Annotated in this window: 15 protein-coding genes and 2 tRNA genes; 9 read left to right on the forward strand and 8 right to left on the reverse strand. The window is 55.5% G+C overall.

The window, feature by feature from the left end; genetic code table 11:
* Positions 1-252 precede the first annotated feature (252 nt).
* Entirely contained in the window at positions 253-492 is a 240-nt protein-coding gene (locus HGO37_RS01095) for a hypothetical protein (RefSeq protein WP_250981785.1), read from the forward strand.
* Between the two features lie 215 nt (positions 493-707).
* Here the strand turns inward: HGO37_RS01095 and HGO37_RS01100 are convergent.
* Positions 708-781, reverse strand: a tRNA-Gly gene (locus tag HGO37_RS01100).
* A gap of 25 nt (positions 782-806) precedes the next feature.
* A tRNA-Tyr gene (locus HGO37_RS01105) sits at positions 807-891 on the reverse strand.
* Between the two features lie 213 nt (positions 892-1,104).
* On the opposite strand from HGO37_RS01105, the gene rlmB reads away from it, so the two are divergent.
* The 3 genes from rlmB (at position 1,105) to HGO37_RS01120 (ending at position 3,393) form a co-directional block, all read left to right on the forward strand.
* Positions 1,105-1,998, forward strand: coding sequence for a 23S rRNA (guanosine(2251)-2'-O)-methyltransferase RlmB (rlmB, locus tag HGO37_RS01110; protein WP_250981786.1), 894 nt, complete (start codon positions 1,105-1,107; stop codon positions 1,996-1,998).
* A gap of 80 nt (positions 1,999-2,078) precedes the next feature.
* Entirely contained in the window at positions 2,079-2,939 is an 861-nt protein-coding gene (locus tag HGO37_RS01115) for a helix-turn-helix domain-containing protein (protein WP_250981787.1), read from the forward strand.
* An 82-nt stretch (positions 2,940-3,021) separates the two neighbouring features.
* Entirely contained in the window at positions 3,022-3,393 is a 372-nt protein-coding gene (locus HGO37_RS01120) for a cupin domain-containing protein (RefSeq protein WP_250981788.1), read from the forward strand.
* Between the two features lie 94 nt (positions 3,394-3,487).
* Here the strand turns inward: HGO37_RS01120 and HGO37_RS01125 are convergent, their stop codons facing one another.
* Positions 3,488-3,700, reverse strand: coding sequence for an alkylphosphonate utilization protein (locus HGO37_RS01125; RefSeq protein ID WP_192488613.1), 213 nt, complete (start codon positions 3,698-3,700; stop codon positions 3,488-3,490).
* 163 nt (positions 3,701-3,863) lie between these two features.
* On the opposite strand from HGO37_RS01125, the gene HGO37_RS01130 reads away from it, so the two are divergent.
* Complete coding sequence (locus HGO37_RS01130) at positions 3,864-4,253, forward strand: acyl-CoA thioesterase (protein WP_250981789.1); 390 nt, start codon at positions 3,864-3,866, stop codon at positions 4,251-4,253.
* 76 nt (positions 4,254-4,329) lie between these two features.
* On the opposite strand, the gene HGO37_RS01135 is transcribed toward HGO37_RS01130, so the two are convergent.
* From HGO37_RS01135 to HGO37_RS01145, 3 genes are all read right to left on the reverse strand, one after another.
* Positions 4,330-5,151, reverse strand: coding sequence for a hypothetical protein (locus HGO37_RS01135; RefSeq protein WP_250981790.1), 822 nt, complete (start codon positions 5,149-5,151; stop codon positions 4,330-4,332).
* A gap of 141 nt (positions 5,152-5,292) precedes the next feature.
* Positions 5,293-6,474 carry a DUF1501 domain-containing protein gene (locus HGO37_RS01140; protein ID WP_250981791.1) on the reverse strand — a complete coding sequence of 394 codons (1,182 nt, stop codon included), beginning with the start codon at positions 6,472-6,474 and terminating at the stop codon, positions 5,293-5,295.
* Between the two features lie 3 nt (positions 6,475-6,477).
* Entirely contained in the window at positions 6,478-8,040 is a 1,563-nt protein-coding gene (locus tag HGO37_RS01145) for a DUF1800 domain-containing protein (protein WP_250981792.1), read from the reverse strand.
* 198 nt (positions 8,041-8,238) lie between these two features.
* Here HGO37_RS01145 and HGO37_RS01150 point away from each other — a divergent pair, with 198 nt between their 5' ends.
* The 3 genes from HGO37_RS01150 to HGO37_RS01160 are packed head-to-tail and all read left to right on the forward strand — an operon-like array spanning position 8,239 to position 10,782.
* Positions 8,239-8,766 (forward strand): GNAT family N-acetyltransferase, encoded by a 528-nt coding sequence (locus tag HGO37_RS01150; RefSeq protein ID WP_352230530.1) that lies wholly within the window; start codon positions 8,239-8,241, stop codon positions 8,764-8,766.
* Complete coding sequence (locus tag HGO37_RS01155; RefSeq protein WP_250981793.1) at positions 8,763-9,290, forward strand: DUF2946 family protein; 528 nt, start codon at positions 8,763-8,765, stop codon at positions 9,288-9,290. The genes HGO37_RS01150 and HGO37_RS01155 overlap by 4 nt, the downstream gene beginning before the upstream one ends.
* A gap of 52 nt (positions 9,291-9,342) precedes the next feature.
* Positions 9,343-10,782 carry a PepSY-associated TM helix domain-containing protein gene (locus tag HGO37_RS01160; protein ID WP_250981794.1) on the forward strand — a complete coding sequence of 480 codons (1,440 nt, stop codon included), beginning with the start codon at positions 9,343-9,345 and terminating at the stop codon, positions 10,780-10,782.
* 51 nt (positions 10,783-10,833) lie between these two features.
* Here HGO37_RS01160 and HGO37_RS01165 read toward each other — a convergent pair whose 3' ends face one another.
* Entirely contained in the window at positions 10,834-11,292 is a 459-nt protein-coding gene (locus HGO37_RS01165; protein WP_250982378.1) for a GNAT family N-acetyltransferase, read from the reverse strand.
* Positions 11,293-11,509: 217 nt separating this feature from the next.
* Between HGO37_RS01165 and HGO37_RS01170 the strand changes: the two genes are divergently transcribed.
* Positions 11,510-11,959 carry a hypothetical protein gene (locus HGO37_RS01170; RefSeq protein ID WP_250981795.1) on the forward strand — a complete coding sequence of 150 codons (450 nt, stop codon included), beginning with the start codon at positions 11,510-11,512 and terminating at the stop codon, positions 11,957-11,959.
* Positions 11,960-11,987: 28 nt separating this feature from the next.
* On the opposite strand, the gene HGO37_RS01175 is transcribed toward HGO37_RS01170, so the two are convergent.
* Positions 11,988-12,341, reverse strand: coding sequence for a DMT family protein (locus HGO37_RS01175; protein WP_250981796.1), 354 nt, complete (start codon positions 12,339-12,341; stop codon positions 11,988-11,990).
* Between the last annotated feature and the right edge of the window lie 100 nt (positions 12,342-12,441).

Raw genomic sequence — 12,441 nt, forward strand, 5'->3', positions numbered from 1 at the left:
ATCTGTAACCACTCAAATCGAGACAACCGGCCTGCAAACTTGGTTGCGACAGCAGTAAATCCTCTTCTGCCGTTACCCCGGAATCACGATCCCGCGCGCCTCAAGAATAGGTGACGGCGGCTAGCGCCTGATCTCTTGAACGTGAAAACAACTGCGCCTGTGGTTCCAGCCTCTTTTGTTTCGGTCGATCGAAACGCCAGATTGACTCTTGCTCCAAATGAGAACATTTATAGAACAGATTTGAGGGACATCATGGCTCAGGCTGAAAAAATCATTGTAATGACGTTCAAGAAGAACCGTGGCGGCATCGTGCCCGGTGAAATGCGGACAGCGTCCAACCCAGTAGCAGCGGAAAAAATCGCTGCCGCGATGGCTCCGCGTCACGTTGGCGTGGCGGCCTACAAGGTGATGGTTGACGATGAAAGCGGCGACATGGCGTCACCCATCCTGATCGCGTCTCACGGCGAAATTGCCGATCTGGACGGCGACTGATTGGCGACCTTCTTAGGCCCACGCTACTCGCAAAAAAACGGCGATTTTCTTGTTGAAAAAACGGTCTGAATCGCTCTGCTTTTTTACGGAGCTTGCCAAGTGTGACGAATTTTTCCGCCGTCGAATCGGAAATAAACGCAGCCACAATTGAACCGCGTGGACTGACACGCAGTGACACGAGCGAAACAATAAAATATGTAAGTGATTGAATTGATTGGAGCGGGTAGCGGGAATCGAACCCGCGTATTCAGCTTGGAAGGCTGCTGCTCTACCATTGAGCTATACCCGCGGCGGTGATTTCGATCCGTGCAGAATGGTGGAGGAAGTTGGATTTGAACCAACGTAGGCTGAGCCAACGGATTTACAGTCCGTCCCCTTTAACCACTCGGGCATTCCTCCAGTATTCTGCGAGGATCAAGCTACCAAGCTTTAGTCCAGATTTCCGTGTCCGGCGCGTCGCCGTTCGTCGTCTGTGGCCGGGTATATGACTGCCCGATCTTCATCTGTCAACACGCCCTGTCACGAATTTTTCGAAAAAAATTCAATTGCCTTACACAGGCTGTGGATAGCGCGGGGGCTGGTGTGATGAGATCGCCGGAGATATAAGGCGCTATGAGCAATGACGATCAAAATGACAAATCCACCCGTGACACGCACTACGCTAACCTGCGTCGTGCCGTACGCGATGCAAAACGCGAACGGGGTGAGATTCCCACCCCCGCCTTCCAGAAACGCAAGCGCCAGGGCGCTGATGATTGGAAGCCACCGCAGCTGAATGCCGATCAGGTCTATCTGTATGGCCTGCACACAGTCCGCGCGGCACTTTCCAACCCGGAGCGGCAGATTATCAAGCTGTCGGTCACGCAAAATGCGCTGGCACGTCTGGAAATCGGCACCGCCGAAGAACAGAAGTTCCCGGTGGAAATGGTATCGCCGCAGGATATCGACAAGGTTCTGGGACCAGAAGCCATCCATCAGGGCGTGATGCTGGAAACCCGGCCGCTGCCAGTGCGTAAATTGTCTGCCCTGAAGGACAGCCCGCTTATTCTGGTGCTGGATCAGGTCACAGACCCGCACAATGTCGGTGCCATCATGCGCTCTGCCGTTGCCTTCAAGGCTGGCGCCATCATCACCACCATGCGTCACAGCCCCACAGAATCGGGCGTCATGGCGAAATCTGCCTCCGGCGCGCTGGAAATGATCCCCTATATCCAGATCACCAATCTGGCCGATGCGCTGGGTGAACTGCACAAGCTCGGCTTTTTCTCGGTTGGTCTTGATTCGGAAGGTCCAGCCCCGATCGAACAGACATTCAGCGGCGAAAAGGTCGCTCTTGTTCTGGGCGCGGAAGGCAAAGGCCTTCGCCAGAAGACCCGCGAAACCGTCAGCGCACTGGCACGACTGGATATGCCGGGCGAAATCAAGTCGCTGAACGTTTCCAACGCAGCCGCCATCGCACTTTACGCAACGCAGCAGTTCCTGGCTGGCGCGACATCTCGTAAGTAACTCACGCGTTTCGAGATCGCCGACATGACATCTTCCTTTCCCGAATATCCGAAAACACATTCGGGAAAGGTCCTCTGGCCATGAAGGATGTCGGCCACGGCTCTGTGCTTGCGCAGGGTGAAAAGAGGAAAAACGGCTGGATCAGCCACGCCAACGATCCCGTCGGCATGGAACGCATCGAAGCCTTCTTTGCGGCGCGCGGTTATGAAATGCACCGCCACGATACATACGCCATAGGGCGAACCCTCTCCGGCATCCAAAGCTTCAATTACCGTGGCGCTCTGCGCAACAGTCGTCCCGGCGGCACCATGGTCCTGCATCCGGACGAAAAACATGACGGGCAGGCTGGCGCCGAGGACGGTTTTCATTACCGCATTGCCTATATCGAACCGGCCGCTATCCAGTCTGTGTTGCGCGGCCGCCCCCTGCCCTATGTGCATGGTGGCATTTCCGACGACCGACGACTGTTTGCGGCCACCGACCGTATTCTGCGCAGCGTAGAGGACCGTATCGAGACCTTCGAATATGATGACGCCCTTTATGATCTTGCGCACGCCCTGGAGGCCGCAGCGGGCACGGCACCGGCCAGCGGAAAAAAACTGATCGACTACCATTCCGCTGAAATGGCACGGCAATATCTGCATGAGCTACCGCAAACAGCGACGATGGAATATCTGGAGCAACTGTGCGGACGCGACCGCTGGAGCCTGTCGCGCGATTTCCGCACCCTCTTTGGCACAAGTCCCTATCGTTACCTGACGATGCGCCGCCTCGTTGCGGTCAAAACCGCACTACGCACCGGACAGACATTGGCAGACACCGCCTTTTCCTCGGGTTTTGCCGACCAGAGCCACATGACACGGCAGTTCTCAAAAGCCTTTGGTATCAGCCCGGCCCGCTGGCTGGGCCTGCTACATCACCGACAGGTGACAACGAGATAACCGGCTAAAACGCTGCACGATCGTTCAAGACGTCGGTTTTCATCACGCCTAATGCTCAGGACTTTCCAACAGGATGCCTGACATGCAGAAAACCTATACACCCGTGCGTTTTGACGAAAAATTCCCGCTGCTGACCGAGCACTGGCAGCCACGCGTTGTCGCTGAGATGAACGATTACCAGTTCAAGATCGTGCGTATTCTCGGTGACTTCATCTGGCATGAACACGCACAGACCGACGAGACCTTTATCGTGATGGAGGGTGTATTGCGCATCGATTTTCGTGACGGCGCCGTCACTTTGAAGGCTGGCGAGATGTATGTCGTGCCGAAGGGCGTCGAACATAAACCTTTCGCGGAAAATGAAGTGAAACTGTTGCTCATCGAACCGCGTGGTGTTCTCAACACCGGTGAAAGCGGTGGAGAGCGCACCGCCGTCAACGACATCTGGATTTGACGTCTGCCCCGCCAACGCATAGCTGATAAAAAAAGTCGCGCAGCGGAACCCGATGCGCGACTTTTGTTTTCAAACCCATCGTCAGAAAAGACAATCAGGCCTTTTTCAAAAACTCGGTGCGCAGCACCAGCCCCTTGATCTTGGCATGGCGGCAATTCACCTCGTCCGGATTGTCGGTTAGCTGGATACCCTTGATCATTGTGCCACGCTTCAGCGTTTCAGAGGTGCCCTTGACCTTCAGGTCCTTGATCAGCGTAACATTGTCGCCGTCCTGCAGGATCGCGCCGTTCGAATCTCTCACATCCATCATCATTCCAATCGCGTAAATTGCTTTGTCCAGACGCACGGCTTAACGGTTGCAAATACGGATTGTCCAGTGCGGCATTGATTGCAGGTGGCCAACATATCCCATAAACTTCACCGACTTGCGGAATCGCAAAAATAACCAGCCGAATGGAGACAGCAAAGCAATGACCGACACCCCCAAGCCAACCGGAGAGTTGACACTTCGCACTCTCGCCATGCCAGCCGATGCCAATCCGGCCGGAGATATTTTCGGTGGCTGGGTTATGTCACAAATGGACTTGGCAAGCGGCATTCGCGCTGCTGAACGTGCTCGCTGTCGCGTCGTCACCGCATCGGTGAAGGAAATGGCCTTTGAGCTGCCGGTCAAGATCGGTGACACGCTGAGCATCTATACCGACATCGTTCGCGTCGGCCGCACATCCATTACGCTCAGCATTGAGGCCTGGGCACACCGTTCGCGCTATAACAAGCTGGAAAAGGTCACTGCGGCAACCTTCATCATGGTTGCGCTTGATGATGACGGCCAGCCGACTCCGGTCCCTGCCGAAGCATAATCGCATTCCCCCCAAGGGAATGTTGCAGGCATGAAAAAACCCTTCCGTCTAAGCCAGACCGGAAGGGTTTTGTTTTTCAGAGCAATCGCATTGCTTCGCCTGACATCGCCTTGCCAAATGGCGCGACCTTGTCAAACGGTTCCCAGAGGAACTCGCGCCACAGGCGGGCGCAACCGGAGCCATGGTCAAGACCAAAGCTCTGCGGGAAGTTCAGAACATAATTGGCGGTGAAGATATCGCCACTGAACACCATTTCGATCGGGTTGCGCGCATCATGCATAACAACGGCCGCAAGGTTGCGTGGCCTGTGTAGTGCCAACAGCTGCGAAATATCGATCTTGCGATGGGCATAGGCGTCGTAATAGGCCTGCGGCAACAGGATCGGATCGGTGCCGTAAGAATTCGGGTTCCAATTATGCGTCGCGATAGACTGTTTGACCTTGGCAAGAAGCTCAGGACGGAAACCGGTCTGCGGATTTACCGCAAATGATACCAGCATCGCATTGTTGCCAATCATCGCCAGTCGCTTGTCCAGCAGAATACCGAATCGAAGCGAAGCATAGGCACCAGCACTGCACCCGACGAACTTGACGTGGGTAATGCCGTTCTCGACAACATATTTGATCAGCCGATCGAGGATCTCGTCTTCATGCTCGAGATACCAAGAGGTCTTTTCCTCAACGAACCAAATGACATGCGCATGGTACTGCGGAATGACCGTGTAACCATCGAGATTGGTGTCAAATGGTACGCCCGGATTGGAGTAGGCCTTGTTGCCGTAACCGTTGAAACAGACGATCAGGTTTGTCGACCGCGAAGGGCGCACAACAGATAAAAGACGGCCCTTGGCCGGTGCTACCGGATTATTCGCAAGGCTATCATGCACCTGTATATTCATGCCTATCAACGCTCCATCTGGACACCAGCAAATACAAGTGCTTTACGCAGCCAAACTTGCGCCAGAGTGGATTAAGGCATGTTCCGAAAGTGGCCTTCGACTAGCGAAAGCCCCTTGCTTCATAGGTCGACAGGAGACCGATCACATTCGCAGATACGGTGAGGCCCTGTCGAAGCTCAGGCCAGGAAAAATGCCCGCGGTCAGATCATTCACGTTGACACCGAATTGTCGCTGCAACATTGCCGCCGCCACCTCGCGCACATCACCGGTTGGCATCAGATCACGGTCATCAAGCAGATTGCTTTCATCAAGGCCCGGCCATTTGCCAAGCACCTGCCCACCGGCAATGTCGCCGCCAGCCACCAGCGCCACACTGCCAGTGCCATGGTCGGTGCCGCCAGTCCCGTTTTCACGCACCGTGCGGCCAAACTCGGTCACGGCAAGGACAACCGTCTTTTTCCAGACATCATCACCCAACTGGTCTTTCAGCGTGTTGATGGCAATCATCAGGTCTTTCACCGTGCGGGCAAATTGGGCCTTCTGTCCCGCATGGGTATCCCAGCCATCAATCGAGAAACTGGCAATGCGATAATCCTCACGCAGCAGACCTGCCGTCAGATTGGCAACATCCCGAATACCCTGTCCGCGTTTTTCATCTTCAAACAGCATGTCGGCCGACATGTCGGTTTTCAGCGCTTCGCCAAGAACACGCGAAAAATCGGGATCATTGGCATAAAGCCGCTTCAGAAAACCGATCTCGTCTTCCGGCATGGTAATGTCGGACACCGATGACCAGACATCGACCTCATTGGGTCCGGACAGGATCAGCTCCATTGAAGTGTTGATGTCGATGGCCTTGCGGTCGGCAGAGCGCGGAATGGTCGACAGCGCGCGGTTCAGCCAGCCGGATCGTTCGTCATGCACGGCCTGGCCACCGCTTTCCAGCATGTCCTGTCCGTCAAAATGGCTACGCGCATCACGATATGGCGTCGAAACCGCATGCACGAAGGCAAGTTCCTTGCCCTGCCACAGCGGCATCAGCGCTTCGGCCGCCGGGTTCAGGCCAAAGAATCCATCGAGATCCAGCAGTCCGCTATCGGGTGTCATCGCCAAACTCGGTCGCATGGCGGCAAACAGCGGATCACCAAATGGCTGCACCATGTCCAGCCCGTCCATCGCACCACGCAATACAATGGTCACGAAACGGTTGTCGCCCGGCATGGCTGCAAAACTGACCGGCGAAAAAGCCGGCACGGCAGCGGCACAGCAGGCCGTTGCCAGAAAACTGCGGCGGCTCAAAAGCATGTCTTCAGAGAAAGTCATAATCTATCTCCTGTTGAATTCCGGTGATGAAAGAACAAGCGTTATGCCGCTGGCCCGGTTTGGGGCCTGCTGCACAACTTTAATCGTGTCGTCTCGCGCCATATCTGCCAGCGCATTTTGCAAAAGAGTTTTCGGCTCGATATTGCGGCCAAGACTGTTGGCGGCTTTTCGCGCCCATAAAATGCGTTCGCTAATCTGACTGGGGGAAAGCCAGGTCGTTACCCCCTCTTCAAATCCAGCCGGACTTGGCGGCTGCCACACCGGCTGGCCCATACGCTTCAGGGCAGCAATCGTCATGCTACGGGCAAGTCCGGGTTTGCGGACATTGCCGGTGGCGCCCGGCACCGCCTCACTCTTCGCCAAAGGCGCAGGTTTTGCCATGTCGCCAGACATATCCGGTCCGCTATCCGTCCCAGATGCAGATCCCGGATTTTGCGCAGCATTCGACATCGCCGGAGCAGTGGTATTGTCAGCCATATCGGCAGAGTCACCGTCGGGAGACATTATATCACGCCAACTTTTGCGGTCTATGCCAAGCGCGCGTAAACCGGACACCACATAATCGAACGGCAGCTTCATCTTGCGGCCGGGGTCGCTCCACGCCCGTGGCTGCGACACCATCACCTCATAAACCTTGGCCAGATTGCCATCGCTCGCCCGCCAGGCATCGACCATGGCCTTGATCATGTCGGTTGGTGGCTCATCGGCGATGAAATGCACTACCAGTTTGCGACAGATATGTTCAGCAGTTTCATGTCGCGCGGCGAGATCATCCAGCATCGACAGGCAATCATCGACCGACCGTTTGCGGCCACCATAGGAAACGCCGAGCACATCGATCTGCCCCGGCTCTGCCAGACGCGGGCGAAACAGCATCTCATACTGGTCATTGACAGTCATACCGGTCAGCACCAGTGCGGCGGATCTGACATCCGTCTGGGTGTAGCCGCTGCCCGCACCCATCGTGTGCAGTTCCAGCAATTCTCGACCGAGATTTTCATTGAGCCCGCGTCTGCGGTTCTGCGCCGCGGCTGAATCCGGGCCAGCTGACCGGTCTTGATCGAGGTAGATCAACATGGCTGGGTGAAGGATTGCCGCCTGCAACAGATCACGGAAGGAGCCGGCCAGATGCGGGCGAATGGCTTCGCTCTCATAAAGCGGCGTCAGCAACCGCATTGGCAAGGTTTTATAGGCATTGACGGAAAAATGGTCGAACCAGAAGCCGGACAGGCGCTCGTAAAAACCGTAGGGCGAAAACACCGCCTGTGTCACCCGAGCCACGGCATCGCGCTGGAAGGCCTGATTGGCCTTTTGTTGCAAAAGCTTTCGCCCTTCACGATCCCGCTCACCACCGTTGTTGATGGCACGGATTTCCTTCAACCCTTCGGCAAGGTCATCGGCGCGTTGCCGCGCTTCATCTATGCCACCTCTGGGAAACATCGGTTCTGACCGACTGCCATCGGCCAGTTGACCAAGCAGATCATCCAGCCGCTCGCCGTGTTCTTCGTGAGGTGACAGGCCGTAACCAAAACGGATCGCAGCCATCGTCGGAGAGTAGGAAACCATATCTGCCACTCCTGCCAACATTCGGGAAGTGACAGGCTCTCAAGCAAAGCGGGCGGCAATCGAGCGAAACTGCGGCCTTTTTCAGACATGGATAATTTGTAATCCAAGGCGTCCTTATCATCATGGGCTTGCCATCGAAATCAAGACAAGGTAGTTTTTGGGGCAATCTGTAGAAGGAGTTTTATGCGCAGAAGCTAGATGAGCACCGCTTCAGGCGGTTTCACAGCTGGTTCAAATCTGAGCCGGCCTGTTTTTACGCATACTCACTACGGAAAAATCATGTCGAACATAGACATTACCATCCGAGCTTACGGGCCTTCGGATCAACAGTTGCTTTCGTCCATCTGGTTTGAAGCATCGATGACTGCCCATGCATTTCTGGGGGAACAACGGCTGCGACAGCAGCGTAAGTTGATCGAGGAAATTTATCTGCCACAAGCCGATACATGGGTGGCGTGTATGAAGGATGAACCTATCGGGTTCATCGGGCTTATTGATAACTTTATTGGCGGCCTGTTCGTGTCTACGTCCCACCAGGGCAATGGCATAGGCAAGGCATTGCTCTCACATGCGATCACATTGAAAGGCGGACTTTCTCTCGATGTTTACGCCGCCAATCAAAATGCACGGCAGTTCTATCTGAGGAACGGGTTTCGGGAAATTTCCTGCAGTCCAGTCGATGACGAGGGTCTGCCCTTTCCCACGATCCGTATGAACAGACAATGACCAAGCAACCGGCGGCGCATGAGTTGCGCCGCCGCACCCCACCAGAACTGTCTAAGAAGGCAGATCACGGGACAGAGCGTCACAGTGACAAGTCAAAAAAACTGTGCCAGTCAGGTGCGATGAAGCTCATTCGCAAAATCATGCAGGATCGCAGTTCGGCTGGCGCTGTCGCCATGCTGGCGCTGCTGCTGTTTTTGCTGCAGGGGCTGGCCAATGGCGTTGCCCATGGCAACATGGCTACCATGGCGCTGGCCGCAGATGAGATTATCTGCTCCAGCCATTCTCCAGCTGGCACGGCAGAAAAACAGGACCCGGCCGGCAAAACTGCCAATAATTGCTGTGGCACGCTCTGTCGCCTGGCATCGGTTTCTGCCGCCGCCCTTCTGGTCACACCAAACGAACTGGCAACAGCCCTTCTGCCAAAGGTGGATATTACCTATGTGCAGCCGCAGGCTGACCAGCCGGCCACGCCGCCCAATCGGGAATCGCAGCCTCGCGGACCACCCGTTTCCACGCAAGCCTGAAAGAACAACACACCGGCCCTGCCGGTCATCCTTTCATTTTGCGGAGACATCCATGTCCGTTACCACCTCTTTCGAGAGGCCGCGCGCGCCTGCGCAATCCTCTTCGATCAATCTCTATCGCGCCGTCTGGCGCTGGCATTTTTATGCCGGCCTGTTCATACTGCCTTTCATGATCACGCTTGCCATCACTGGCGCGCTCTATCTGTTCAAGGACGAGATCGACAATGTCATTCATTCCGATCTCAAGCGCATCGACATCTCGCAGAATGCGCCAAAAGCCAATCCATCCGACATTGTCGCGGCCGCTCTGGCTGCGGTTCCTGGCACGGCGGTAAAATACACCACACCTGACAACCCCGCTGCATCGACGGAAATTACCGTCAACACGTCACAGGGAAAACGGGCCGTTTACGTCAACACCTACACAGGCGAGGTGTTGGGTTCGCTGCCTGATCGCGGCACCGTCATGTGGACCGTGCGGTATCTGCACAGCCTGAAATACTTCGGCACCTACGCCCGTTATTTCATTGAAATCGCCGCAGGCTGGTCCATGCTGCTGGTGGCAACCGGCATCTATCTGTGGTGGCCACGCAACCAGACCGGCGGCGTACTCACTGTCCGCGGCACACCGAAAAAACGGGTATTCTGGCGCGACACCCATGCCGTAACCGGAATTTTTGTCGGCTTCTTCATCGTGTTTCTGGCGGCCACGGGCATGCCATGGTCGGGTGTGTGGGGCGGCAAGGTCAATGAATGGGCCAATGGCAGCAATTTCGGTTATCCATCCGGTGTGCGCGTTGATGTGCCCATGTCGAAGCAGAAGCTTGATGATATCTCGAAAACCTCATGGTCGCTGGAGCAGGCACAGATACCGCTCTCACAGGGTCATGACCATGGACAGGGCGATAGCGGCCATGAAGGTCATGCTGGCCACGCCACCATGCCTGCCACGCAACAGACGCCAACAATGAGCGATACGATTGGCATAAACGGAGCCATTGCCCGTTTCGAGCAGCTTGGCCTGACACCGGGTTACGCCGTGGCCCTGCCGACCAATCCATCCGGTGTCTATAGCGGTTCGATCTATCCCGACGACCTGTCCAAACAGCGTGTCATCCACCTCGACCAATATAGTGGCGAAGCACTGATCGACATGGGTTATGCGGATTACGGTCCGATGGGCAAGGCTCTCGAATGGAGCATCAACACCCATATGGGCCAGCAATTTGGTCTGGCAAACCAGATCGTGCTGACCTTGGCCTGCCTCGCCACCGTGCTGCTGGCGGTCTCCGGTGGTGTCATGTGGTGGAAACGTCGCCCCAAGGGTTCGCTTGGCATTCCGCCGATGCCACAAGAAAAGCGGGTCATGCGTGGCCTGATTGCGATGCTGGCGATTGGCGGCATTCTTTACCCGCTAGTAGGGTTAAGCCTGCTGGTGATGCTGGTGCTGGATTTCGCAGTTCAGAAAGTCGGTAAAACCAAAATCGCTTGAGAAGAAGAATAGGAAAACAGTGGCCGGGCGCCATCCCGGCCTCTTCTGCCCCTAGAGATAGAATGCTTTACAAACCAGCCCATCCGGCGTGCGGTATGTCTGAAAACCCATGGCCTCATAATAGGCCTGCCCCAACATATTGTCCGCGCCAATGCTGGCATCGATGCTGCGCAAGCCAAATTCTCTCGCGGCACGCAGCGTATCCCTGAACAAGGCAGATCCGACACCTCTGCGCGCGGCAAGCGGGCTGACATGGGTACCGATTATGCCCCAACCTTCAGCCACGTCCCAAGGGTTGCCCACCTTCGCAAGACGCAGCGATTGAAACCCGAGAATACGCCCATCGTCCCCTTCCGCCACTACGCACTGGATGCGGTCTTCCGGATCGATATAGGCGGCCAGAATAGTAGTCTTGTCGGTGGGCGTCTTGCGCAAACCGGCTGCGAAAATTTCGTTTTGCACGGCTGCCATGCCCTCGGCATCATCTGACATTGCAGGTCTGGTTTTCATCATACCGCCTTCATAACTGAATGCCAGGATATGAGCAGCAATAGAACAAAAACGCCAGTCACATTGATATGCCGCGGCAAATTACCTCTATCTATCAACGTGATATTTGGTTCAGCGGAATCAATATGTGAATAATGAATCAGACTTTCCTGGATCGACTCCCACGAAAACTAGCCATTGCTGCGGAGACCGACGCCGCCCGACCGGAGGAGGAAAAATGTCCGAAACAATTTTACGCTACGTGCCGCTTGATCCCAACTGGCAGCCATCGGACGAACAGTCAGGGCAAGCTGTGTCACTGTTGAAAGCCATGGCGCCGCTGGCCGAGAATGTCTCGGGCCACTTCGAGGACGATGTGCGCTTTTATGATCCCGGCGAGAACTGGTCGGGTGTAAAATGCCCCAACTGCAAGGCGGATGTCGAGGGCTGGTGGGGCGAAGCCATGGACACGGCCTTTGCCAGCGAATTCAAAAATCTTTCCGCCGAAGCTCCCTGCTGTAGCACGACCGTGAATTTGAATGGGTTGGACTATGTCTGGCCCGCTGGCTTTGGGCGTTTTGCGCTCGAGGCGCTCAATCCCACTATGGATGACACAACGCACGAGCAGGATCAGCAGCTTGCCGAACGCCTCGGCGCGCCGCTTCGAAAAATCTGGGCCAGATATTAAGCCAGCCCAGATCCGTAAATGCACGATGTCAGGTTCTGAAGATAAATGACGCACCCAGCGCAATCAGTGCAAAACCGATAACGTGGTTGATGGTCAGGCTTTCCTTCAGCCAGAAGATCGAGAAGCCGGCAAATACGATCAGCGTGATGACTTCCTGCATCGTCTTGAGCTGCGCTGTCGAATAGACCTCAGAGCCAATACGATTGGCAGGGACCGCCAGACAATATTCAAAAAACGCGATGCCCCAGCTGGCCATAATCGCCAGAAACAGGGCGCTGCCCTTGTGCTTGAGATGCCCGTACCAGGCAAAGGTCATGAAGACATTTGAGGCAATGAGCATCAGGACGGGCCAGATGTGGGCAGGGCTGATAGAGAAAGGCATGATCGACCTTTGGAGATTGTGAGGGAAACCGGAACCGAAAAACAGAACATCTTCGGAATTTGGCCACTTGCTTACAGCATCTGGCCAAAAAGTGTACTGG

The sequence above is a fragment of the Rhizobium sp. CG4 genome (genome assembly GCF_023701965.1).
Classification (GTDB): Bacteria; Pseudomonadota; Alphaproteobacteria; order Rhizobiales; family Rhizobiaceae; genus Agrobacterium.